Raw genomic sequence first — 25,962 nt, forward strand, 5'->3', positions numbered from 1 at the left:
ACTACCGGCTTTTGGCCACACGTTCGACCTGTTCCAGATATTTCTGGATGTTGTCCCGCGGGTTCAACTGCTGGGCACGACGCAACAGCGGCAAAGCCTCATCATATTTGCCATTTCCCACCAGCAATTGGGCATGACGAATCTTGGCATCAGCCTCGAATGACTCAATACTGGCCGCTCGTTCATAATAGAATACCGCCTTTTCCGCATCTCCTTTGCGGGCATAGTTTTGTCCCAGCAGAATGAGGGCCTCCCCATCAAGCGGATCCAACGCGACAATCTCTTCAAGAACCTTGACTTCTTCCTGGCCTGCTCCTTCAGCCACAGCCAGTCGAGCCTTTAATTTCAGGATATCCTTACGCTCCTGGGAGCCAATGGTATCACCAAAACAAGCTTCGATTGTTTCAATCAACTGGCGGCTTTCCCTGGTTGCCCCGCGGGCAGCCAGAACTTTAGCCGACCGGATAAAGCGATCCGCAGAGCCCTGCGGTTTTTTGTCAAGGGCACGAATATACGATTTGACAGCCAATTCGTACAATTGCTCATTGATATAGATATCTCCCAGCATATTGAGACTGGCGATGGTGGATTGCCCCATCTGGTCCACTAATTCATAAATTTCCGCAGCTTTTGCGGGCTGATTCATACCAATATAGGCATTGGCCAGCAAGAGCCACAAATCCGACCGATCAGGATGAGCTTCAACCAGTTGATTACACACCGCAATTGCTTCGCCGAACCGTTCCTGCTTGAAAAAAGAGCGTGCCAGCCCCATCTTCCAGTCCAGAGTCGCCGGATCCAGCAGAATCGCCATGCGATAAGCAGACTCAGCCGAAAGATGATTATCCACTGAAGCATACGCAAAACCCAGCAATCCAAAGGTAATTGCATCCCCTCCGCCCAGAGCAATAACACGTGTCAGGGCGGGTAAGGCCTTGTCATACTGGTTCTGACGGATATAAATCAGCCCCAGGTTCCGCCATGCCCGACGAAACTTTGGATATTTTTCCACAGCCGCCAGATAAGATACAGCGGCCTGGTCAAGTTTTTCCTGCTGGAAATAGATGTTGGCCAGCGTGAAATCGAATACCGCACTGGTCGCTTTGGTCTGACTTTTTTTAAGTAACTCGACCGCCTGATCCATTTTATCAGAAGAAATCAAATCCAGCACTTTCTGCATCTGGTCACGTTCATTAGTTGTTACTCGCGGCTCAATTTCGGTTTCGGCCATGTAACTTTCAATAAACTGCTTTTGAAAAGCTGGATCATTCCATATCTTTAATTGCTCTTGGGTTAAATGTGTCTCGACGGGAATCGGAGATTCAACCGTAGCTTGTGCCAGGGCAGACTGATGTAGGATTGCAATGAATACAGCCCGCAGCAGGCACCTGGTGGCGGCATTCAGCCGGAAGGACTGGATTGAAAAGCACTTCATCTTGCCTTGTTTCCTCATAATCTGTTTTGCTTTCATGACGCTTATCCTTTTGGAAAAGTAAAGGGAACACGCATCCGGAATCGCACGGGCTTGCCGTTGCGTTTACCGGGTTCAAATTTCCATTGTTTTACGGCATTCAGAGCCGGCTTTTCAAAGATCGGATCCGAGGATTTCTGGACCATCGGATTTTCGACTCGGCCTTCCTGATCGACCACAAAGATAATATATACAGTGCCGGGTGCTTTTTTGCGCAGTTCCCTGGTCAGCATGGGGCCAGGCTGATAGATTACACGCGGTGTCTGGTCCAAATCAGCCACCGAAAACAGCGCATCCACGCCGCTTTCTCCAGAGGAGACCACTGTATTCAGCTTGACCGCAAAATCGCCAGTCGTCCAGCCGTCGCTGATACCCGGATTCAGCGCCAGTTCAAGCTGTGACAGATCCAGCGGCGGAGCTTCTTCATTTAATTCCGGAGGTGTGTCTTCCTGCGGCGTTTCTTTCTGGGGTTCTTCTTGCGGCGGCGGAGGCGGTGCATCGAGCTTGGCCGTGTCAACTGACTGAACAATCATGTCTGTGGAAGGCGGCTTACTGAGCGTCTGCATCAGAGGCAGAACCAGAAACAGCAGAAACGTCAGCCCGACGGCTCCCAGCAACACCAGCAGCCGATGAGCCAGTTCCTTAAGCATCCACAATGATTTGGATTGGAGATTATTCATATCAGGTATGATTTATTTTTTGTTTTGCCGTGACGCCACGCTGACCTTGACCGCTCCGGCCAGCTTGGCCTCATCAATAACGCGAACCAGCAGGCCGGACGGTGCCGCTGTATCTGCCTGAATAATAACGGGAATCTCTTCTTTCTGGAGCATCCGTTTGACCAGGGGTTGAATACCGCTAAAGCCGATTTCCCTTCCGCCATACACCACTTCCCCTTTGGCCGTCAGTGCAATCAGAATACTGGTTTTTTCCAGCCTGACTGAGGATGCCGCCTGGGGCTTGTCCACTTCAATACCTGTCTCTTCCACAAATGTTGTTGTGACGATGAAGAAAATCAAAAGGATAAAGATGCAGTCCATCATCGGCGACATGTCGATTCCGGCTTCATTGCCTTCATCCGATCCTGTTTGACGAAATCGTCCCATAAAATCCTCATTGGTTAATACAATCAATCCAAATTTCCGCAGTGCTATTCTGCCGGCAGCCGGCTGCAATCCCTGGTCGGAGATTGTGATTCACATTCATTCTGCTGGTTTTGATGATGCAGCTTTTTATACAGTTTCTGTGTACATACCGTTTCCAGGTGCGCCAAAAAGGCTTTGTATCGCTCATGCTTTCGCACCAGCTGGTACCGGAAAAACAAGCCCGGCAAGGCAACCACCAGCCCTGTTTCAGTTGTAATCAGGGCCTCGGAAATTCCCTTGGCAATCATGCCCATCGTTTTTTCTCCACCCGAACCGGAAGCCAGTGCCGCAAATGTCGCCAGCATACCGGTTACCGTACCCAGTAATCCAAGCAGCGGCGCCACGCCGACACAGATTTTCATCACTCGCAGATCCCGATCAAATGGAGCAATTTCCGTCACATGCAGTTCTTCAAAAAAAAGCGTCATATCCTCAAGCGACTCCCCACCAGTCACAAAATCCAGCAGCTCGCCAATCGGGCCTTTACGTTCCCGGGGATGGTCAATCCAGTGACGCCAGGTCTTCTCAGATATCGTGGTGAATCCCTTACCCAACAACCTCAGATGTACATGCATACCCAGAGCATACATCACCAGGGCACTGACAGCGATCGGGATCATTGCCCAGCCGCCGGAAATCCATATTTCAACGGCCTGCTGCCATACCTTTTCAAACTGTACTCCCAGCGTCCCGTTCATTCTTCGACACCTTCCGCTGCCTGAACCAATGCGTCGGATTGTTTACTAATCTGATTGACCATGGCAATAGCGGCTTTTTCCATCTGATTAATCACGCCGCGAGCTTTACGCGATAAAAAGGCATGTATCAACAGCGAAGGGATGGCTACAATCAGGCCGAATTCCGTTGTAATCAAAGCCTCAGATATCCCAGCCGACAGGGTCTTGACATCGCCGGAACCAAACACCGTAATCAGTTTAAAGGTGTTGATAATCCCGGTCACAGTCCCCAACAACCCCAGCAGCGGGGCAGCTGAAGCACTGATGGCAATAAACGGCAAAAACCGCTCCAGTTTTAGACGCATGGACAGGACTTTTTCATACATTACCTCTTCCACCAGTTCACGGGGCTGGTCCAGATGCTGGGCTCCGGCCAGCAGCATTTCCCCCACCGGCCCGCCGATGGATTGGGCCGCCTCAAGGGCAGCTTTGTGATTATGGGCAGACAATGCCTTCAGCAGAGCCGCGATGCGTTTTTGCGAGGGATTGCGAATAAACGCCATGCTCAGCCACTTCAGAAGCCCTACACATAAGGCTGCTCCTGCCAGCGTAAAAATCGGATACATGACCGGACCACCCTTTTGAATATGCTCAATCAGTGTTTCCTCAGTCTGTTCTATTTTATGAGCGTTTCCAAGGGTAGGGTCCAGAGGAAACAAACCCTGAGTGCGAACAAAAAAATGAGTCGCTGCCTGGGCGTCAGCAGGAGTGCCGAAGGGAATCACCGCCGGCTCCAGAGAACCAAGCCGCTGTTCAGCGGTCCCGATATTCCTGCCGTCATCCGACTCAAAAAGAGCCGCCGGACCAACCAGGACAAATGTTCCATGATGAATCGAACCGGTCGAATCCACCGCAGTCCCGTCAAATTTAGTTCCGCCAAGGGCATCATCCAGCCGATCCAGAGACACCTCCAGCAGTTTGGCCTGGGCCAGATAGATATCCTCTTCCGACAATCCGGTATTTTCCGCAGCCAATTTGGCGGTTTCCAGGGCTTCTCGATACCGCTGAATTTCGGCGATGTGAAGCCGGGATTCAAAATTGCGGATATATTCGCTCAGCAAGTTGGACAGATAGGCGGATTCTTCGCGACGAGATTTGATCTCATTTTGCAAATTGGTCAAATCCAGCGTCCGGGTATCCACCAGACGGGAGGCCTGCTGATATTCCAGGCGTACTTGTGATAATTCACTTTCCAATTCACTGAGTTTGCGACTCAGGGGAATCTTTTCAGCTGCGGCCTGTTCCCGCAGGGAACGCAGTTGTGCAAGGCTGTCTTCCAGCTTTTTCTGCACCACCCCGGCAACCTGTTGGAACGTCGATCCGGAGTCTTGCGGCTGTTCCTGTGCCAGAATAATCCCTGAAATCATCAGCAACCAAAGTCCAAAACCTATTTTGTATCTGTTTGACATACCTGATTTCCTGTTTAGCGAATATCCACGGGCAACTGCACAAATGACGCTACTTTTTCATTCTTCAAGATAGCAATGACATCGCGGACCTGCGGTGCCACCGTATTATTGGGAGTCCATATCCAGCCGGTCTCAGACGCAGTACCAATTCCTGCAACAGTCCCGTTGGCGCTGGCATAGTATCCATACCCGATGCCGATATAGACTGCCGTAACCTCGACTGAGGTTCCATCCGGCAATGTCCGCACCTCACTGGCAAGGGAGATTTCCCGATTGAATTTATCCACCTCGTTTAAAATACCCACGGTATTTTGAAAACGCTCTGCAATGGACAGTTTCGTTTCCGCACCCTTTTCCGGCAGCCGCTGACTCAGGGGCTTGACGCGTTCCCGAATAGGATCTGGAAGCCGTACCAGTAGTCGCCGCGTCCGATCTTCCAGGGCGGCAATCGTATCTCCCAGAGAAGCGGAGGCCTGCTTCAGTTTGTCATTTTCTTCCATCAGGCCAGCCTTTTTGGCATCCATTTCGGCAATCCCGGCTTCGGATTCGGTTATCTTGGTGCGCAAGGATTCGATTTCCCGCTGAACCATTCCGATTCGTTCGTTGAGCATTTCGACAGCCAGGGCCAAATCACGTTTTTCCAGTGAAATAATCCGCTGGGTTTCAACCCATTTCTCAAGTGCCAAACGGGTATCCTGAATAGTCTGGGGAGTATTGTCATCCGGCGAAGCTCCCATCAGCATCAAAGCCGATAGGCCGGCCCATACGATCGTTGCCCCCATCCACCGGATCCCTTTTCGACCAGTTCGACCCCCGCCACCCGACCTGCAATTAAATCTGTGCAATTGTTTTAACATCTTTCTGTCATCCTTATATAGGGTACACCTCATCAATGCCAAACCCTAACAATCCAATATGAGCAAAGCATTAGCGTTCTGTTACGATACAATTAGGTTGTGTTCATCCTTCAGTGGTGAACCAACCAGTTTACTTCGGGTTATCCTTAAAACTCAGCCATAAGAGCAATTCCAAACTCCATACCTTTGTGATATGAACTCCGGGTCACATCACTGCCAATATAATCCGATCGATAGACCGTCCTGATGGCCGGGTCGAGGAGATTCTTGGCCTGGAATTTCAGTTTCCAGACATCTCCCAGCTTTTGAGTCAGGCTGAAGTTCAAGGTACCGTACTCCCGGGCATAAATACTGGGGATATACTTTCCATTGGATTGCCCTGCCCCGGCCACAAGGGTATCGCCCTGTATGGTATAAAACAAGCCCAATTGGGTCCCGGTTTCTTTCAGATCATAGGTCATAAAAAAGTTATAAATATGTTCCGGGGCATTGGTCATATCCCGTTTTGACATCGGAGCATTGATATTGGGCTGGTCGAACTCAGCAGCTTCCTCATCCGGCAAAATCACTTCTGAACGAATAAATGTGGCATTGGCGCCAACGGTAATACCATCCAGACTATCCCACAAATGCTCAAGTTTTTGACGCACTTCCAGCTCTATCCCGCGTACTGTTCCTTCCGGATAGTTCATCGGCGTTGTATAGGTGAACCCTGCGTTTCGCTGGACATATTCAATCGGATTTTCAATGTATTTATAGAAATATGAGGCCGACCACAATCCTCCCTGGTATGGTGTATAGTCCATCCGTAAATCGTAATTGTGCAAATCGCTCATCTGCAGGCCGGGATTTCCAATAAAAACATCACCGCCAAGAAATTCCTGTTGCTGAATCGGAGTCAACTCCTTGAACGTCTGACGAGCGACAGTACGGCTGTAGGAACCGCGAATCGAAAAGGGATCAAACGGGGTAAATTCAAATCCAAGTGAAGGGAGTATATCCCGCTGTTTGAAATCCACATCGGCATCGCCGGGATTCAGTGCAACCGGGCCAGCTGCCCCCGGGGGTATCCAGGTCACATCACTTTCGGCCTCATTGGTAATGCTCAGTTCGGTCTTTTCAAATCGGGCACCACCGATGATATTGAAATAGGAATTGACCGGTACATCAAGCATATAATAGGCCGCAGAGATATCCTGCTGCCCCTGGTAATCCACATCAATATCGGCTGCCGTGACCGGGTGGTTTTCATATGGAAATACATGGCTCCAGTAATCGCTCCAGGGGCCTTCGTAATAGGCACTGTTATCATTAAAATTACTAAACGAATCCTGATTGTAATCCCGGGTGGTACTATCGCTGAAAATCCCGAATTTCATATATCCTTCATCTTCGGTCCACTGCTCAAAGGGTAATTTCAGATTCACATAGTACTGATTGCTTTCTTCCTCAATCTCTTTCCAGGTGCGCTGAAGATTACCAAGTGTAAAATTGGCCGCAGGTTTAAAGGGATAATGGACAGCAGGATTTGTTGACGGTGGTACCCACGGCGGAAAACCGGGGTCATAAGACTCCGCCACCCACAACGAACCAAACTGCCGCTTGTCGGGCTGATACAACGTCGCTGAATTCCAGGAAACACCCCAATCCACTTCAGGACTCAGGAAGGTAAACAGGTTTTTCAGCGTCCATTCCAGTTCCGGCAGGGTATGTTTCCCGCTTATCTGAACGGTTTGTGTCGTGCGTTCTGTATATTCGAGGGTTTCGGTTCGCAAATACGGCGCCGCATCCGGCTCCTGATTGCCCGGATCCAAAGGATCAGCGGGATTATAGCCGGGGAAATACCAGGCCTTGCCGCGGGTGTCTTCGGCCAGGGTAGCAGTGCTCTCGGCGGAACGCGTGTACATATACAGGAATTTATAGGCACTGCTGTCCGTTTCAATCCCCAGAACACCCAGCCCGCCCCACTGCACTTCTTCGCTGGCCTGCGTCACATTAAACAAAGACGTCTTAAAATCCCCATGGTCCGGCGATCCCTGGCTATATTGAGGTGTCATCAGACTGCCGGGACTTTCTACCCAATACGAGTCATCTATTCCATCATCATAATAAGAACTGTCGCGTTCATAAAAAACATTGCCGAAACCACCTATCTTAACGCCATTATCAAACACATATTTCCCGCCGGCCGATTGCGACCACTTGTAGTCAATCGGAGCATTATCTCGCGTCACTCCTACCGATTCATCAAAAAAGCCATTTGAAGGGATATCCCGCTTATCCCTGCCCAGCCAATTCACTCCCCCTCCATGGTAGGTCAGAAAATCATTATTACGGAAGACCTGGGTATTGAAGCTGGTTTCGATGGATGAACTGAATACGGTTTGTTCCGGAATGCCCTTAAGGACCACATTGACCGCCCCGCCGGATGCATCGCCCTGCTGATCGGGAGTGAAGGTTTTACTGACCTGAATGCTCTCGATCACCGCCGAAGGAAACTGGTCCAGCTGCACTGCTCGCTTGTCGGTATCCGCCGTCGGCAGGCGTACACCATTCATCTGGGAATTGACATAGCGATCCGGCAGGCCGCGTATCACAGCATATTTGCCATCCTGGACTGTTGCCCCGGAAACCAGCTTCAGGGCACTCGCTGCGTCACTGGCTCCCGCCCGACTCATCAATTCAGCACTGATTGAACTCATCAGGGCAGGACTTTCCATTCGCAAGTCCAGCAGTGCCGCTTCCGTGCCCCCGCCAAGCTGAATATCCTGAACGATGAATTCCTCCATCTCAGTAAAATCTCCGGCCAGGGCTGCATTTTGCTCAGTCATGGCCCCGGCTTTGACCACAACACCGGGCTTGACCTGGCGAAGATAGCCTTCTTTGGCAAAAATCAGGGTATAGGTACCCGCCGGAACCTGATTGAACACATAATTACCTTCATCGGTGACGATGGTTTTCGCCCCAGTCTCGACAATCGTGACCTCCACCGCGGCCAGCGGAACATCAAAATCCTGGTCCGATATCACACCGCGAATACCGCCGGTCTGCTCAGCCGTCCGTGCGGACGCAGCAGACAGCAGCAATACCATCACCCAGAATCTGCAGAACAGACGGCATTTTACCATGGTTGGCTCAGTCCCTCACGAATCTGGTTCAGTCGAGTCCACAACTCAGCGTCCGGCTCGACAGCAGACAATGCCATGGAGCAACAGGCAGCCGATAAATCCTCGGCCCGCGGTCTGGAATTTGGATTTTCAACCCCTTCTTCGACGGCTTTTTTGTAAACCAGCAGTGCCGTCCTGGTGTCTCCCATAACCTGATAGGCTTCGGCAAGTTTATGCAGCGTCCGGGCGCGATCGATATTGACAATCGAAAGCCGCTGAGCGTCAAACAGGGACTGTGCAGCATCGCAGTCATGGCGAGCTGTTGTGGTATCGCCGGCCTTAAACCGAATCGCTGAAAGGCTTGCCATCAGGAAGATGCGATGATCCAGACGCCATTGGCTTTCGTTCAAGAGCTGATCCGCCTCATGGACCAGGTCCAGGGCCTTGACGGAATCACCGTGATTCAACGCAAATCCGGCCAGTGTCATCAAGAGTTCCATCCGAACGAAATACGGCATCGTATTCCAGAGTGATTTCATCTGTTGTTCGATTCGATCACGACGCTGCGTATCGGAGTAAAACCGATTGAACAATAAAGCATACGCCTGCTGGACATTCTGAAGAACATCAAAGCCCCCTTCTTTGCCCAGGGATGCCAGTGCCTGCATCTGCTCTTCAAAAGCCCCTTCATCGCACTGCATTGCTCGAATGCCGGCAACTTTTCCTTTTTGCGAATCCACCACACCGGTTTCATATTGACTGGCCTGATCATTTTGTCCCAGCAGGACCAGCACGCCGGCCATCTTAACCCGGATTGTATCTTTGCGCCAATCCTGAGCCTCGTCGCATATTTGTTGGGCTTTGTCCAGATAATCCCGCGCCGTCTCGATCGCCCCGCGTTTGGCGTAATAAAACGCGAGTTCCGCATAACACAGTCCTCGCCGCCAGTCGTCAATCCCTTCGCAGTACCGGACCGCACGTTCGGGCTGCTCCAGCTTCAAACAGGCCATCACCACAGCCTCCTGGGCACGACTTCGGTCTTTGAGATGTGGATTTTTCGGAATGGCCGAAGCCGTCTGGAAGGCCAGGTCCAGCAGCCTGACTTGATACTCCGCCAGGGGCTGATCGGAAATGGACACGGCCTGAACGGGTCCGGTCGCGGCAGAAGGTCCCAGGCCTGACTTGCGATCACAACCGCATAGTAACGCCGGCCAGACTACTCCAGCCGCAATAAGAATGAATCTGATCCTTAACGCTCTGTTGCTCACTCAATATCCTTTGTTATTGATATTCCCGACAAACACTCCCTGCATTATTCCTGGTTCCACTATTGATTGATCGGCGGACCCAAATCTGGATTATCAAATACTGACAACACCGCATCATGACTTATCCGTATTGATACGCTGCATTTCCATTGCCGCGACCAATCAGCACAGGGTACTTGAGGGCGAACTTTATCACCCGATTATGTGCATATGGTTAGCGTTTTATTCAGTTTTGATGTGGCTGTCATAATAGAATAAAACCCGCTTGTCCTTTTTCATTTGTTACGGTAAAGGACAGCAGCTTCAACCGCATGCTTTTTCAGCTTACGGGTTTATAGATGAGCTAATCCCCGATGGAGTGCCCTCTCAGCAACCTGCAGCAATGACCGTAAATCACACAGTCAGCCATAGTACAACAATTCCTTCAAATGGAGGCTACACATTGCAATTCCTGTATGGCTGTTCAAGCAGCATGATGCATTATGGCCTCTTGTTTATTGGACTTTCTTTCAGCAACGTGATATACAATTCCCCCTGTAACTGCTGTCAGGGGTGCCACCATCACCAACCCGAGACTGCCAACCAGGGTATTAAGAATCTCGGCGGCAATGATGGTCTTGTTTAAAAAAATGGGGCCGGGTATCTGCATGGACATCAAATACATCAACAGAAAAATATACCCCCCTGAATACGCCAAAAACAGGGTTGTAGTCATGGTCCCGATGACCGCCCGCCCGACACGCAGCCCGGATTCCATGTGCTCCTTCATTTTCATACCTGGATTTTTCAATTTAATCTCATCCATGGCCGCAGCGACATCCATCGCCAAATCCATCACTGCCCCCGATGAAGCGATAAACACACTGGCAATAAAAATACGCGTTAAATCCACATGAGGATGCCCCGAATACAACAGCATCTCCGAAAACGGCTGCACAGCCCCATGAATTTTGAAGCATTTCGTAAAATAGATTGCCAGGATTCCGGTCAGCAGCAAGCCGAGAAATGAACCAACCAGCGTTGTAACGCCTTTGCGGCTGAATCCGCCCACCAGGAAGGATACAGCCGCCGTCAATAAAGCCACCACACACAACCCCAGAACAACCGGATCAATCCCCCATAACCGGCCCCCAAAGGAAATGCCGCCTCGCAAAAACAGCGGCACCATGAATTTCCAGATCATTAGCACAGAAAAGACAAACGACAGAAGGGCCTTGACACCGGTCCACCCCGCCGTCACCAGCAACAGCACTGAAAATACGATTGCCAGAATCCATTCATAATGCAGCCGATAATGTCCGCGTACAAAACTGGCCCGGATTGTTCCCTGAGAATCAACCGAAAATTCCACCAGGGCTTCATCGCCAGTCGTATAGTATTCATCCACTTCCAGCTTGCCGGTCAAGAGATTGGTTGCCTCCATCTGCTTGCCTTTCCATTGCCCTTCCATAATCTCCACCTGCAGTAATTGGGTTCCTGTCTTGATGATCCTGGCAGTATGAATCACTTCGTCTTTTACAGACAGAATCCGACCTCTTGCTATAGTCGAATTCGTTTGACGACTTCCCTCATACCCTGTCGGCATCCAATATAATGCCAGACAACATAATATCAACAAGATCACGATAACACTGTTTTTCTTTTCCATCTCACACTACTTTCGACTCAGGTCCAACTGTTAACAGGAAAAAGGCAGACCTTGCCAAAAAGGTCTGCCTTGGTACGGGTTCGGGATACGAGGAGCCAAAACCTTAATTCGCCAGTTTCAGCCGCATGATACCTGCCATCTTTCTGGCAATATCGGTGTTATCATAATAGCCCTCAAACAAATAGCTGTCTTTTCCCAGAGCCATCACCGGCACCGGAATACCCGTGTGGGAATAGCTGGTATAGCCTATACCGGCATTGTTATTCAGCACATGGGTCAGGGTTACTGACAGCGGATTATAGCCGCCGTAAAGTACATAGTCGCCTTTCTGACCCGCCATCGCTACATCAAAAGCCGACTCGATGGACTGCTGCTGAGCCGGTGAAAGCGTGGACAGATCCATCCCAAATCCAGCAAGAATCATGGATTTCATCTGTTCATCCATATCTGCAGGCCCTGCATACACCCCGTTAGGGTCCAGATGTGCTGCACGATAGGCCTTCACCTGGGCCTCAAATGTCAGATAAGAAACCGTCTGGCCGTCCAGCAGATCAAAGCGGTTATCATACGCCGTCCCAGCCCATCCCAGGGACATACCACCGCAATCATGGTCGGAGGTAACAATAATCAGGGTATCATTCGGATGCTCATTGTAGAAGGCCACTGCCTGGGCAACCGCATCGTCGAATGCCAGGGTATCTTCCAGTGCAGAACGGGCATCGTTGGCGTGATTGGCCCAGTCGATCTTGCCCCCTTCAATCACCATAAAGAAACCATAGGGATTGGCTGCATCATAAATCATCTCAATGCCCTTGCGGGTAAATTCAGCCAGTGAAATATTATTGGCTTGATCATGTTTACGGTCGATTTCATACGGCAAAGCCTTGCTGCTGTCCAGAACCGGATTGACCGCCACAACCTTGCCCATACCCGGCGTCAACGCCTCAAAAGCCGCTTTGGTATTTACATAGGTATAACCATTGGCAGTCAGTGCATCAAAGACCGTTGGAGCATTGGGGTCTTTTTTCGATACGGGAATCACAAAACCGCCGCCGCCAAAATAATCAAAACCGCTGTTGGCCAGCTCGATACCGATTTCATACATATTCCCGCGGGAATTCTGATGAGCATAGAACGACGCCGGAGTGGCATGATCCAGCGATACACTGGTGACAATGCCGATTTTCTTGCCCATCTTTTTGGCTAACTCGGCAATCGTTGTGTACTTTGTACTGAAATCCGGAGACAAATTAATGACTCCGCTCAGTGTTTTCTTGCCGGTTGCCAGAGCGGTTCCAGCCGAAGCTGAATCGGTGATTAGACTGCCGTAATCATAGGTCGTGCAAAGCCCCATGACCGGAAACTGTGTCATCACCAGCTTGGCAGCCTGTACAGGCTGAACCGGCAAAAGCTTGTTTGGATCTTTCGGATCCTGTCCCGGTGCATAACTTGCCGCTAAATAGGCTTCGGCACCGTGAATCTGAGCCATCGACATACCATCGCCAATGAACAGAAAGACATACTTGGCCCCGGCATAAGGCTCCCGAGACGGGCGAGCCTGAACAACGGTCACACATACGGCCAGCATTGCCAGCACTACCATCATTTTTATGGTCTTTGTTTTCATGTCTGCAATCCTTTCTTTGAAATAGTAATCCTTGTATTGACTTATTTTTTTCGCATCAGCACCATCGCACCCAAAGCCAGAATCCCCATCGTCGCCGGCTCAGGTACACAGACGGTATCAATCACAACACGATCCACAGCAATCGCCGTATCTCCACTGTAACCAAAACCCAGCGTAACGAATTCATAATCACAGCAAGAAGCAATCACAAACCGGTACGCCTCGGTTATCCAGTTGCCTTGCTCGACCTGCCGCCCGTCCCAATAAGGGCCCAGAATGCCGCTGGTCAGAGGGGTTTGCCCGACAAAGGCTTCCAGCCCAAGATTGGGGCTGTATCCGATCGCCTGATAGGTTATTTCGAAACAAATCTCCTTCAAAATCCCATCCTTATAATTGGGAACGAAGAAATCCATATTCGAATACCCCAGTCCCTTCAGCATCATTATTCCATCACGGCCATCAAGCTGATTCACAAACCAGGCGTCCTCATAGACCATCGCATCCGGCGCATCTGCCAGGCTCAGCGCAGAAGCCTCGGCTGCAAACCAGGTATCCGGAATAAATACGCCTTCGGCAGCATCCCATCGGGACCATTCCGCGTGAACTGTACCTGGGCCGCCAATCCATTCCGGCAGAGACAGGCCCGCCCTCAGCCCGCACTGGGCTGCAAGCACCATCAACAAAACAGCAATTTTGCGCATAGAATCTCCTTGAAAAGAGTATTATTGGGTTAACATTCGACACCTTTGGCGCCGGCAGCCAAAGCATGACCAACAGGTCACTCAACTCCAGGGTATCAGGGAATCATCCCTGCTGCAGCAATGACTCCCATTTACAAGGAAAAGTATACAGACCTATTATTTACGCCCGATAAAGAGATGATATGATTACGATTAATTTCAACATAGACGGATCCTTCCTGTATTTTCGGTCTCATGGAAGGCTGTTTCTTCATCCGTCACCTCTCTGCGATACGAAGAAACATAATCAGCGAAAAATGATTCTCAGAAGTCCTGCCTATCACAGACCATCCTTGTGAATCTACCACGGCAGGTCATTGCAAACCCCCATCAAAAACCAACGGCGGAGCACTGAGTCTCCGCCGTCGGCCCTGTTTGACAGGCAACAGAAGCGTATTTGGAATATCTGTGTTAGAGATATTATTTGACCTGCAGCCAGTCCTGACTGAGAATCACAAAGTCCGTGATATCCACCACACCATCCCCGCTGATATCGCCGGTGGCGGGACTGTTCATGGATGTATCGGTCATGCCATAAGCGGCTACCGCAGTCCAGCCTTCCAGCCAGTTCTGATAGGGACTGAAAGCACCCCGATAGGGGGCCGGCGTAAAGAACCCATCCTCCGGAGCTTTGGCAGCACTGAGCACTGCAGCATTGGCTGCACACGGATTGATATGGGTCACAGGAAGCATCTTCTTGCCGCCCTTGGTCACCAGCACACCGCGTGTCAGAGACTGAATCGGCATGTTATCATTTGGAGAAGCGGAATTATAGGGGGCAACCACATTATTCTTAGCCGGGTTGCTGCCGCCAGACACGGTGACCCCGACCGTGTTGGATTCGGTATAGGCCGAAGCATAGAGGTTACGGAAGAAGACGCTGTCGGTAATTTCAGCCAGCTTGCCGGAGGTTTGAACAGTATAGAGTACTGACGGGTCCGCCGAACCGATATTGACCGGTGAAGTCACACTGTAATCCGTAGCCCAGGTATTTGCCCACGACAGAGTACCGTTGTAACCGTAGCCATTGGCACCATCTCCGTCGGAATGATCATTCTTGACCAGCACTTCACCTAAATCCATAAAGATACAGTTACGGAACTGAACACGGGCATTGTCGCGCCAAGCGGTTCCGTGATCGCCGTCAATCGGCTGGCCTATCACGGTGAAATTATAAATGGTCGATGTCGTTACCGGCTGAGCATCCGAATCTTCAGCGCCATCCATTTCGATACAGTTATCACCCACACCAGAACCCTGAACAGCGTCAGCACTATATCCCTGGACAATCAAGCCAAACTGGGCCTTGCCGCGCCAGCCTTCATCCACATCCAGACTATCGTCACCAACATTCCAAATGTTGACATATTTCAGATTGACCGTGCCGCCCCAGATTTCGATACCATCATCCACATTATTCATGATCTCAATATGATGAATATCCGTTTCACGTCCAACACCCCCCAGAGACAGACCATTCAACTCATTTGCCAATCCCACCACTTTGCCGCCATAACGAAGCGACAGGTAGCTGATGGAACCACTGTCATCATTATCATTGTTGCCGCCGTACATCACCTTGGGATCGCCAGGATAAGCCGCAACAAGCCCTTCCATCTGTTTTTCATTTAGGCCGGTCGGCAGTTTGGTATTGGAACCCACCTGTTGACCGCCATAGTGCGAAGCCGAAATCAGGGCATTCCCCATGATAGTCAGATTGCCCCACTCATTGCAGCCTTCATGCCACGAGGTCAAATTGTCGTTGGTGGAAGTCATGATAATGGGTGCATCCTTGGTGCCATTGGCATAAATCTTGGCCCCGCGGCAAACCGCCAGACTGCCGCCCAGGCCGGCTGTGCTTTGTATCAGAGTACCCGGCTCAATAGTCAGCGTCGCCCCCGGCAAAACATAAATTTGTTTCTGGAGATTATACACATTGTCCGCCGTCCATGTGACGGACGTGGCAATGTCTTCGGTCACCAGCACCTCTGCCGCCCCGGCGGACTGGGCAATAGACAGGGCTATCAACACAACCAGCATTGCAATTTGTTTCAAGCTTTTCATTCTGTCAACCTTTCTTCTTTTGAATTCATTAGAGCGTTTTTACGGCATCGGGCAACACACCCGAACCCAAAACACCATCCTCTTTGCCACACCCTACACCATATTCATTTATGAATTTTTACACCCCTGTTAGACCTGAGTTAGATTTCCATTAGATTGCCTCTGGCGGTCATTGATGAGTCTTGATAGCCAAAGGCTCCATTGTCCATTGGCGTATTAAAAAAGAACTTGGCTTGTGTTAGATTTGGAATAAATCACAAAGCGACTGCTTCAACCGCAACAGAGTCCAGAATCCAGAGCATCACCCGGTACATGCAAATCTAAGACAAAAGGCTGCGGTCGCATAAACGCCCTGCCGCTGTCCGATTGAGGCCTAAATAGATCCGATTGCTCCGCAGTACATGATCCAGACTACTGAAAAAACGCTCATTATCCGGCCAGAGAATCCGATCATCCCGGGGAAACTCTCTTTCGATATCCTTCAGAAACAGCTCCAGGGAATCCAATTCAAGCCTTCTGACATTGCGGGCAAACCCCAGCCGCTCAGCATATACCGCATTCACCTGCTGCTCAAATTGCCCCTTGATGGGCATCAGCAGCATTCGTTTCTTCAGATAAAGACATTCACTAATCAGGGAGAAACCCGCCGTCGCAATGACTCCCGCACAAGATGATAAATCCTGCAGAAAACCATCGGTACTGATCTTTCGAAAAATACAATTACCATGCTCCTGTTCGACGTGAAATCCATAAATATGGAAGTGATAGGAACAAAAAGGTCCAAATTGCTGGATAAGATATTGCTGGGTTTCGGGCCTTGAGTCAGTAACGTAAACCAGAATGTGGTCGCCGTAAGTGGGGGACAATTCCATCACCTGTCTGCGTACGACAGGATTGACCGGAACAAGCCTGGGCGTCTTGACCTCTACCCGAAAAAAATTGATCCCCACATAACATTGTGCAAAACTGTGATAGGCACGAACCACACAATCCGTCTGCAGCCGTCCCCATCCCATCGGAATCCCTTCCAGTCTGGCCAAAGTTAAAATATGCTGATGATCAATATAGACACAGGGAATTCTTCGACGAAATGCCCACCAGCCGCAAAACGGTTCAAAATCGGAAATAACAAGATCCGGCTCAAATTGTTTGGCCATCTCAAACAGGCGTTGATTGACAGAGCTTCCAGCCCGATATTCTTTTATATTCTGTCCAATGGTTTTTATGGTTTGCACTGCACCATGACAATAAACCAACTGAAGTCCGAACACCTCATGCACTCGCCCCGGAAATAAGGGCGCCAGATAAGACAGAGACTTCCCCGACGCCGCAAATCGAACTTCATGGCCCGCTTCCAGCAAACGACGACCAATGATTTCGGATCGGCTGCTGTGCCCATACCCCTCGCCGGCCACACCATAAAGAACCTTTGCCATGTTTACTCGTTTTTATCCATTAACGTAAAACCACAGTATGATTGAGACTCTCTCCATCGGCCTTTCGGTTAAAGACTTCGATTGTTCCCTCCGGACGAATACGCAGGTAATTGACTACGGATTGAGTCCAGCATCCGCTGTTGAAATACCATTGCCCGAATCGGCCCGCCTGATGCGTATGCCCGGTAATGGTAACGTTATACGCTCCCTGCTGCTGTTGGTGATAAAACCGGGCCATCATATTGCGTGTTCGGATGGGACGAATGATAGTACGGTACCCGTCATCCAGCCCCAGAGGTTCATAGATTGCCCGATTGAATTGTCGCGTCAGCCGCTGCCAGAGATGCAGTATCTGTTCGCCGGCTTCAAGGAGTATATCGGTCAGACAATCCGACGTCACAAGGCATGAGTCAGATCGAAATTCCAGCACACCGCTAATCAGTTTCATCGCCGGACGCAAACGCCCCATCGTCTCCGAAATCATCGGGTCCACCTCATGGCCATGCATAAATTTGAAATACTTGTCACCAATTTTCATCACAAACGGCTTTCTCATCCGGGCAAAAAAAGGATGCTGCAGCTGCCAGTACTGGCGTTCTTTCCAGAATTGCCAGTCGTGGTTCCCGGGCACATAAGTCACATCCATGACCGCAAATCGATCCAGCAAACCACTCCATCGATTTACCACGGTCTGAGGTGAATAGCGCCATAACTCAAATAAATCCCCCAGAATAATCAGACGCCCCCTGCAGTGGTCCACCTTGTCCAGAAATCGATATAACAAGGTCTGATTATCCCGCTTCAACAGGCTGTCTTTAGCTGAGCCGTCGCCGATATGCAAGTCACTCACCACAAAGATGTCATGCTCATGCCGATCCCGATTTACCTCATGGTTCGCAGGCACAGTTTTCCTTTCAAATAACGTCCCCACGTTTAAATGAATAACACAGAGATTTTGGGGATAAGTTAGCGGTGTGTTAGATTTGGATTAGCCGTACACAGCAGGCACTCTTTTCTCTCCTGATCCTACTTGAAATTTCCCGTTTCGTCGCGGCTAAGTACAGTCACTGCCCCCCCTTGCTTCTTTGGCTTGCGGAATAATCATACCCTTGGGTATCAAAGATTTGCTATTTTCTCATCTGGCCTTAATACTACCCTAATCTCCTGCCGTAGAATCACAATAAAAGATTGCTTTTCAGGAGAATAAACCATGGAATGCCACAGTTCACTGCTACCGTTTGAAAAATTGGTTGATTTTCTAACCCAAAACGGCTTTTCAGAGAAATTGGATACGATACTGCATATAAAATCGCTTCACATAAGACACTCACACCAGGCCGATCATAATCAAATCACAGAGGAGTGTCTGGAAAAACTCAAGGGCACATGGTGGGAATTACAATGGCCCACTCCAGATTCCGACAATATCACCCCGCAATGCCGCTATTTAGCGGATTCATTACGTGATGCCATGCGTTTACGGCCGGGCATTGACATCAGCTTGCTGGCTGACAAAACCAGTTTATTTGTCAATTATCTCATGGAAATCGAAGACTGGGAACAGGACGAAGAGTACGCCGAACTGTTCTATGAATGACCGTTGCGGATCTCTACGACAATACAGGTGAAATGACTATCGTTATCTGGTTTCCTGCTCCCCCAGTGATGATTGTATTAGTCAGCCGGAACAGGCGGTATATCGGTGTGCTTGCGGCTGCCGGCGTAGAGTTCATACTTCAGGAGCCGGCATTCCACATCCGCATTAAACATGATAATGCGGCGGCTGGTCCGCAGACCGATAGCCTTGGCCAACTCAAGGTTGCCGGTAAAGACATAACCAGTACTGCCAACACATTTCTGCTTGAAAAAATCGCCAATTCGCTTATACGTTTCCCGCAGCTTTTCAATCTCGCCCATCCGCTTGCCGTATTCGGGATTCAGAATCACAATCCCCCGCTGGGCAGGCATAGGCGTTTCGGCGAAGTCACAGACGCCAAACTCAATCAGGTGATCTACTCCAGCCGTCATTGCATTCTTGCGGGCAGCAGTAACAGCCTCAGGGTCAATATCGGTGGCGATAATCGGGGCAGGCTTGGTGTCGGTCTTGCCGCCCCGCTTTTTATTCTGCTTAAGGGCAGTCGACCGCATCTGCTGCCAAAGGTCCGGGTCATAAAAACGGGTATGCATAAAGCCGTAGTTGGAACGCAGCAGTCCGGGAGCGCGGCCGGTGGCCATCAGCGCCCCTTCGATCGCCAGCGTCCCGCTGCCGCACATCGGGCAAATTAGCGGTACAGTACCGTCATACTCGGCTGCCATCAGAATAGACGCAGCCAGTGATTCCCGCAGCGGGGCCTTGTGGGGCATTCGACGGTAGCCGCGGTCCGACAGTTTCAGGCCGGAGGTATTGAGAAACACCCGGCAAGAGTCCTGCTTCCAGAAAAACTGCACCACCACGCCGGTTTTTTCCTTGCCGGAGTCGGGACGGGAACCGGTCTTATCGGCGATGCGGTCCACAATGGCATCCTTGACCTTGAGGTTGGCAAACATGGAATTATCAATGGCCTCAGTATCGACTCGGCCGATGACCGTCAGCGTTTCTTTGGTGGAGATAATCTCCTCCCAGGGGAAGTCCTTGACTTCACGGTATAAGTCATCCGGCCGGACTGCCCGAAATTCCTTGAGCAGCCACAGGACATTATAGGCCGTCCGCAAATGGAGATTGAGCCGCATGGCATCGGACATCGTCCCCTGCAGCTCGACGCCGGCTGGGCGGACCGTATCCAACTTAAAATCAAGAGACTGGAGTTCCTTTTGCAGATACTCCCCCAGTCCCGGCGAACAGGTCACTAATATTGTATTTTTCTCGTTAGGATTCATAAATCAAGTCATTTCTAAGTGTTTTTTATCTTAAAAATGACTGTATCACAGATTGATACAAATGCAATCACATTGTAAAAAGCTTTTAACCTTTATCTGTATGGGATACCCCCTTATTCTGCAGCAACCGGGGGACGATAGGGATCGCCTTTTTCAAGACGGCCAATGAAGCGGAGCAACCCATCAAGAATGGTCAGCGGATGCGGCGGGCAGCCAGGGATATACAGATCCACGGGAACAACCGACTCGGCCCCGTTATGAGCCTGGGGATGGTCGATATAGGGGCCGCCGGACACAGCACAGGAGCCAACGGCAATCACGATACGAGGGTCGGGCAGAGCATCGTAGGTTTTTTTCAGGGCCAGACGCATGTTTTCGGTAACGGGACCTGTGATTAAAAGGCCGTCGGCGTGACGGGGTGAGGCGACAAACTGGATGCCGAAGCGTCCAAGATCCCAGGCCAGCGTGGTAAGCACGTTGCAATCCGCCTCGCAGGCGTTGCAGCCGCCGGCGGAGACCTGACGCAGCTTCAGCGAGCGGCCGAACAGCTTCTTGAGTTTGCCGTCAAGAGCAGCCGCCAGTTTCAGGGTCTGCTGATTATCAACGACAAGGTCCTGACGCTGACGGACAGCCAGGCGGTAGTCACTCGAAAAAGTGATGGCCTGGTGCGGACAGGCATTGGCACAGTCAGTGCAGAACAGGCATTTGCCCAGGTCCACCGTGACCTTTTTGCCGGCCATCGTAATCGCCCCGGTCGGGCATGCCTCAACACAGGCATGACAACCATCGGGGCATTTGCTCGTATCGAACAAGGGGCGGCAACGCAGCCGATCGGGCAATTCCGGCGGCAGGCCGTCGGGGTATTTAATTGTTCTGTGGCCCTGCTGGAGTCGTGCAAGAATAATCTTAAACATCTCTGGTTCCTCATCCGCGTATCAGACGCGGTCTTGTTATACTAATCTTATTTGAACATTTCCGTTTCGTCGCGGCTAAGTCTAGCGGCATTGACCACGGGCTTCTTTTGCTCGCGGAATAATCATATCCGTTGGATATATATTACAAATCATATCCACAATACGAAAGGTTGAAGCTTTTATTGCATAATGGGAAATCGGAAATCTCCTGGTTGCGAAGAACATAGGCCAGCCCCGACCAGTTATGGAAAGACGGGTCCACCACCTTGTAGCGGGCAAAGCGGCCCTGCGAGTCGGTGATAGCAACGTGGCAAACCTCGCCGCGCCAGCCTTCGTTGAGCGTGACCGCCAGACTTTCCGACGCAAGTGAACCAACCGACGACTGGGGTGCCCCGGCAGGGATAGCACGGAGCTGTTCACGAACAAACTCGAAGGACTGCTGGATCTCCAGCCAGCGGACAAAGGCCCTCGCAAAGACATCGCCGGTCTCACAGGTGGATACAGGCACATGGACAAAGCGAAAAATGCCCGAGGGCTGGTCCTGACGGATATCACGGGCCAAACCTGCGGCACGAGCCGCGGGACCGACGATACCCAGCTCGATGGCGATTTGACGCGGCAGCGGGCCGGTGTTTTCCAGCCTGGCCATGACCGACGGCGTATCCCAGAGCAGGTTGATGGCAACGGTAGCGTCGCGTTCGGCCAAATCCAGCCGACGCAGAAGTTCAGCGGCACGGGCGTCGTCGATATTGAAGCCGACTCCGCCGGGACAGACCATACCCCGGCCAAAGCGGCTGCCGCACAGCACCGCCGACATATTGAGCACATCGCCGCGGATCCGGCCGCAATAGCTGGAAGTAGGCAGGAACCCTACATCATTGCCAATAGCGCCAAGGTCGCCGATATGATTGGCCAGGCGTTCGAGTTCCAGAGCGATACCGCGCAGCGTCTGGGCACGGGCGGATTTCTGACAGCGGGCAAACGCCTCGATCATCTGGCAATAACCGGTGGTGTGGGCAATGGTCGTATCGCCGGCCAGCGTTTCAGCATAATGCAGACTGCGGCGATTGGGGCCGCCGATGAGGGCCTGCTCGACACCACGGTGCTGGAAGCCCAGAGCAATTTCCAGATGAAAGACCTTTTCGCCATGGCACTGAAAGCGGAAATGGCCCGGTTCGATCACGCCGGCGTGGACGGGACCGACGGCAACTTCGTGTATTTCATCCCCTTCGACGCGATAGAAATCGCTGACGGCAGGCAGGATGGCCTCGCTGGCAGGCCGGTCCCAGGCATCACGTCCGGTCAAAGACCGATGATACCGAACTGGCTTGAACCAGGGATGACCGATGGGCTTAAGGCCGAACTGCTCGGCGATTTCACGCTCGAACAGATGGACCTGCGGGCAGCGCGGGGTCAGCGACGGAAAACTGTTCCCTTTGACTTCGGTACGGCCGACATAGAGCTGGTTCTGGGCGTCATCGGCCAGAACGACATATAGCTGTGTCAGGTCGGCCTGGCTGGTCGAGACGCCAAACAGGGCTGAAACGCGATGATCGAATGCAACGGCATTGCAGATGCCCTGCTGGAAATCGTCCATCGTCAGAGTCGGAATTGAATCCAGCCTCACGGCCCGACCACTGGTCAGCGTCGCAAACTGTATCGTGTTGGAAGTCATTATTTACACTCCAGAAAAGCCACCGCGTCGTTAATTAATGCACTTAACGGGGCGGGGATATACAAACCGATGAGCAACACAATCGCCATCAGGACAACAACGGGTACGGCCGTCAGAATACTCTCGCGATAGGGTTTATCCGTGATTTCCTTCGATGGCGTTCCCTGAACCACCTGCAGGACAGTCGAGCCCATGCCGATGAAGACCACCAGGAGCAAAAACAGGAACAGCCCTGCGGCAATGAAGCGTCCTGCATTAAATGCACCGTTGAGAATGGCAAATTCACTAATGAATGGGCCAAATGGCGGCGAGCCGGTGATGGCCAGAAAGCCGGCCAGAAACAGCATCCCGGACAAGGGGACCTTACGCATGGCACCGCTGACCTGATCGAGGTTTTTGCTGCCGTAGGCACGATGAATATTGCCAGCCGACAGAAACAAGACTCCTTTGGTCATGCCATTGGTAATGACGTGCAGCATCGTGCCGAACAGCGCTGGTCCGCCGATACCCAGCCCCAGCGCCAGGATACCCATGTGTTCAACACTGGAGTAGGCCAGCATGCGTTTGAAATCCCGCTGGCCAACCATAAACAGACCCGCGACAGCCATAGAAAACAGCCCCATAAATATCAGCAGTCGGGAGATGTAAACGTTTTCTCCGGCGGCCAGACAAATATGATAGATGCGCAGTATCGCAAGGAACGCACAACTGGTAACACCGCCGGCCAGCATCGCGCCGACCACGCCGGGAGCTTCGCCATAGGCTTCCGGCTTCCAGGTGTGCATCGGGGCCAGGCCCATCTTGGTACCATATCCGACCAGCAGCAGAATAAATGCCGCCCGAAGCCACGGTTTGGATAACTGCGAGGCGTGCTGCAGAAGGGATTCAAAAGTCATTGTGGATTCCAGCCCGCCTTCCAGCGAGGCATAGGCCAGAAAAAAAGTACCCAGCAACGCCAGCGCAATACCCACAGAGCCGACGATAAGGTATTTCCAGGTGGCTTCGATGCTGCGCTGGGTGTGATTGAAGTATATCAGCGGTGCCGTAGCCAGCGTGGTGGCTTCAATCGCCACCCACATCAGCCCCAGATGATGCGACCAGGCAACGAGGCTCATGATGCCGACAAAAGCCTGAAGACAGGCACAGAAGACGCGGTTGGGACGTTCGGACCGATACTGCAGGTATCCGGCAGCATAGAACGAACAGAACAAAAACAGCACACTGACCACCAGCAGGACGATGCGTCCGGGCGGATCCAGCACCAGCCACGCCGCAGCAGTCATCAGCTCCGGCCGGGACAGGACAAACACAACCATGGCCAGATGCACCACGGCGGTCACCGGCAGCAGCCAGGGCCGCAGGCGGTTGGAGGAAATCGCCGCAGTCAGAGCTGCCATCATCAACGGAAAACAAATCATTACCCAAGCCATGAATTATTCCTTCAGAGAAACCAGCTTGCGTGTATCCATCGAGGAAAACGCCTGGTTGATGTGATTAATGATAATACAGGCTACGAAAATGCCTACAAACAGATCCAGCAGCACACCCAGTTCCACCACCAGCGGCATGGCCTCGATCAGCAGCATACCAAAGATGAAGATGCCGTTTTCGAGAATCAGGTAGCCGATGACCTGGCTGATGGCTTTGTAGCGGGTGACCAGGACAATAAAACCGACAAAGACTGTCGAAATAGCTGTGGGGACAATCAGAGTACCTTCATGAGTTTTAGCCAGGGGAAGCTGGTCAGCAAACAGCAGCGCAAAAGCTGTGGCAATCGCACCCAGAATCAAAGACGGCAGCAGACCGATCAGCGGCTCAACTTCCCGTTTGATCTGGGCGTCCCGCAGGGCACGAATAATAATCGCAGGAATAACGACAGCCTTGATCACCACCGCCGCGATCACCGTCAGGGCCACTGCCATCGACAGGTGTTCATGCACCAATAGCGGGATAAGCCCCAGCAGGACACCCTGCGCGGCAACAATATGCGTAACCGCCAGGATACGGCTGGTGCCCAGCGCCGCCAAATTCATCACCAGCAGCAATACCAGAACAGCATTAAGCAGATTGGTCATAATTACCTCACCAGCAGAATAAAACCGAAACCGCAAAACAGGATTGCGGCAATCAGCAGATACGGAACATGGCGCATCTGAAGTCGCGCCATCACAGATTCGACAACCCCAATCACCACGGCCAGCCCGAGCAGTTCGCCGATAAACAAAGGCCAGTCCAGCCACGCCCGGCCGGTCTGGAACGTAAAGACCACATGCAGCAGGACCGAGCCGATAACCAGCATCTTAAGGGACGCAGCATAGACAATCACCCCGAACAGCGGACCGCTGTGGTCCAGCACCATCACCTCGTGAATCATGGTCAGTTCGAGGTGGGTATTGGGATCATCCACGGGAATGCGGCAGGTCTCAGCCAGCAGCACAATAAACAGGCCAATAGCTACCAGCACCAGCGGCGCCGCCACCGTTGCGGTGAATCCACCCGCAGGGCCATGCAGCATCTCGGTCAGCTTCAGCGAACCAGACACTTTGGCCAGCACAAGCAAAGCAAAAAATAACGCCGGCTCAGACAAACAGGCAAAGGTCACCTCACGCGCTGTGCCCATGCCTTCAAAGGCAGAACCCGTATCCATCGCCGCGGTGGTCGTAAAAAATCGCGCCAGGCCGAACAGATACGCAAACAGAATCAGATCGCCCGTAAAGGCAATCGGGGCATCAAAACGGCCCATCGGCACAAGCAACCCCGCCAGCAGGACGGTAGCCAGGGTAATCACCGGCCCGGCCAGAAAAACCCAGGTTGTCGTCGTGCTGATGGCCATGCCCTTGCGCATCAGCTTGAACAGATCGTAATAGACCTGCAGCAAAACCGGACCGTTGCGTCCGGCAAACCACGCCTTGGTTTTGTTGATCACGCCCAGCAATAGCGGCGGCAAAACCAGCAGCACCCCAATATGAATCACTTTTTCGACCATA

The 25,962-nt window shown here is 51.6% G+C and carries 21 protein-coding genes; 1 reads left to right on the top strand and 20 read right to left on the bottom strand.

What is annotated here, in order from left to right:
- Position 1: 1 nt before the first annotated feature.
- The 14 genes from ACQ9LF_RS02775 to ACQ9LF_RS02840 all read right to left on the bottom strand — a co-directional run bounded on the left by ACQ9LF_RS02775 (position 2) and on the right by ACQ9LF_RS02840 (position 18,413).
- Positions 2-1,471 (bottom strand): tetratricopeptide repeat protein, encoded by a 1,470-nt coding sequence (locus ACQ9LF_RS02775; RefSeq protein ID WP_462487839.1) that lies wholly within the window; start codon positions 1,469-1,471, stop codon positions 2-4.
- A gap of 5 nt (positions 1,472-1,476) precedes the next feature.
- Complete coding sequence (locus ACQ9LF_RS02780; RefSeq protein ID WP_462487840.1) at positions 1,477-2,151, bottom strand: energy transducer TonB; 675 nt, start codon at positions 2,149-2,151, stop codon at positions 1,477-1,479.
- 12 nt (positions 2,152-2,163) lie between these two features.
- Positions 2,164-2,577, bottom strand: coding sequence for an ExbD/TolR family protein (locus ACQ9LF_RS02785; protein ID WP_462487841.1), 414 nt, complete (start codon positions 2,575-2,577; stop codon positions 2,164-2,166).
- 44 nt (positions 2,578-2,621) lie between these two features.
- A complete protein-coding gene (locus tag ACQ9LF_RS02790) occupies positions 2,622-3,314 on the bottom strand; it encodes a MotA/TolQ/ExbB proton channel family protein (protein WP_462487842.1) in 693 nt (230 codons plus the stop codon).
- Positions 3,311-4,762, bottom strand: a complete 1,452-nt coding sequence (locus ACQ9LF_RS02795) for a MotA/TolQ/ExbB proton channel family protein (RefSeq protein ID WP_462487843.1) — start codon at positions 4,760-4,762, stop codon at positions 3,311-3,313. Before ACQ9LF_RS02795 ends, ACQ9LF_RS02790 begins: the two co-directional genes overlap by 4 nt.
- A gap of 14 nt (positions 4,763-4,776) precedes the next feature.
- A complete protein-coding gene (locus tag ACQ9LF_RS02800; protein ID WP_462487844.1) occupies positions 4,777-5,544 on the bottom strand; it encodes a DUF3450 family protein in 768 nt (255 codons plus the stop codon).
- 221 nt (positions 5,545-5,765) lie between these two features.
- Entirely contained in the window at positions 5,766-8,747 is a 2,982-nt protein-coding gene (locus tag ACQ9LF_RS02805; protein WP_462487845.1) for a TonB-dependent receptor, read from the bottom strand.
- Complete coding sequence (locus ACQ9LF_RS02810) at positions 8,741-9,994, bottom strand: hypothetical protein (protein ID WP_462487846.1); 1,254 nt, start codon at positions 9,992-9,994, stop codon at positions 8,741-8,743. The genes ACQ9LF_RS02805 and ACQ9LF_RS02810 overlap by 7 nt, the downstream gene beginning before the upstream one ends.
- Positions 9,995-10,457: 463 nt before the next feature.
- Entirely contained in the window at positions 10,458-11,444 is a 987-nt protein-coding gene (locus ACQ9LF_RS02815) for a YibE/F family protein (RefSeq protein WP_462487847.1), read from the bottom strand.
- A 301-nt stretch (positions 11,445-11,745) separates the two neighbouring features.
- Entirely contained in the window at positions 11,746-13,269 is a 1,524-nt protein-coding gene (locus tag ACQ9LF_RS02820; protein WP_462487848.1) for an alkaline phosphatase, read from the bottom strand.
- Positions 13,270-13,310: 41 nt separating this feature from the next.
- Positions 13,311-13,970, bottom strand: a complete 660-nt coding sequence (locus ACQ9LF_RS02825) for a PEP-CTERM sorting domain-containing protein (RefSeq protein ID WP_462487849.1) — start codon at positions 13,968-13,970, stop codon at positions 13,311-13,313.
- A gap of 459 nt (positions 13,971-14,429) precedes the next feature.
- Positions 14,430-16,073: a hypothetical protein gene (locus ACQ9LF_RS02830; protein WP_462487850.1), complete on the bottom strand. Its 1,644-nt coding sequence runs from the start codon at positions 16,071-16,073 to the stop codon at positions 14,430-14,432.
- A 320-nt stretch (positions 16,074-16,393) separates the two neighbouring features.
- Positions 16,394-17,509 (bottom strand): MJ1255/VC2487 family glycosyltransferase, encoded by a 1,116-nt coding sequence (locus ACQ9LF_RS02835; protein ID WP_462487851.1) that lies wholly within the window; start codon positions 17,507-17,509, stop codon positions 16,394-16,396.
- Positions 17,510-17,528: 19 nt separating this feature from the next.
- Positions 17,529-18,413 carry a metallophosphoesterase gene (locus ACQ9LF_RS02840; RefSeq protein ID WP_462487852.1) on the bottom strand — a complete coding sequence of 295 codons (885 nt, stop codon included), beginning with the start codon at positions 18,411-18,413 and terminating at the stop codon, positions 17,529-17,531.
- Positions 18,414-18,719: 306 nt separating this feature from the next.
- Here ACQ9LF_RS02840 and ACQ9LF_RS02845 point away from each other — a divergent pair, with 306 nt between their 5' ends.
- Complete coding sequence (locus ACQ9LF_RS02845) at positions 18,720-19,106, top strand: hypothetical protein (protein ID WP_462487853.1); 387 nt, start codon at positions 18,720-18,722, stop codon at positions 19,104-19,106.
- A 77-nt stretch (positions 19,107-19,183) separates the two neighbouring features.
- Here ACQ9LF_RS02845 and ACQ9LF_RS02850 read toward each other — a convergent pair whose 3' ends face one another.
- The 6 genes from ACQ9LF_RS02850 to ACQ9LF_RS02875 all read right to left on the bottom strand — a co-directional run bounded on the left by ACQ9LF_RS02850 (position 19,184) and on the right by ACQ9LF_RS02875 (position 25,961).
- The gene (locus ACQ9LF_RS02850) at positions 19,184-20,386 is read right to left on the bottom strand and encodes a THUMP domain-containing class I SAM-dependent RNA methyltransferase (protein WP_462487854.1); all 1,203 of its coding nucleotides are present in this window, start codon (positions 20,384-20,386) and stop codon (positions 19,184-19,186) included.
- Positions 20,387-20,499: 113 nt separating this feature from the next.
- Positions 20,500-21,300, bottom strand: coding sequence for an NADH-quinone oxidoreductase subunit NuoB (gene nuoB, locus ACQ9LF_RS02855; protein WP_462487855.1), 801 nt, complete (start codon positions 21,298-21,300; stop codon positions 20,500-20,502).
- A 142-nt stretch (positions 21,301-21,442) separates the two neighbouring features.
- Positions 21,443-22,975 (bottom strand): NADH-quinone oxidoreductase subunit D-related protein, encoded by a 1,533-nt coding sequence (locus ACQ9LF_RS02860; protein ID WP_462487856.1) that lies wholly within the window; start codon positions 22,973-22,975, stop codon positions 21,443-21,445.
- Positions 22,975-24,405: a proton-conducting transporter transmembrane domain-containing protein gene (locus ACQ9LF_RS02865; protein WP_462487857.1), complete on the bottom strand. Its 1,431-nt coding sequence runs from the start codon at positions 24,403-24,405 to the stop codon at positions 22,975-22,977. Before ACQ9LF_RS02865 ends, ACQ9LF_RS02860 begins: the two co-directional genes overlap by 1 nt.
- Before the next feature lie 3 nt (positions 24,406-24,408).
- A complete protein-coding gene (locus ACQ9LF_RS02870) occupies positions 24,409-25,050 on the bottom strand; it encodes a hydrogenase (protein WP_462487858.1) in 642 nt (213 codons plus the stop codon).
- 2 nt (positions 25,051-25,052) lie between these two features.
- Positions 25,053-25,961, bottom strand: coding sequence for a respiratory chain complex I subunit 1 family protein (locus ACQ9LF_RS02875; RefSeq protein WP_462487859.1), 909 nt, complete (start codon positions 25,959-25,961; stop codon positions 25,053-25,055).
- Between the last annotated feature and the right edge of the window lies 1 nt (position 25,962).

This window comes from Anaeroglomus insulsum, from assembly GCF_050689095.1.
In the GTDB taxonomy this organism is placed as follows: domain Bacteria; phylum Planctomycetota; class Phycisphaerae; order Sedimentisphaerales; family Anaerohalosphaeraceae; genus Anaeroglomus; species Anaeroglomus insulsum.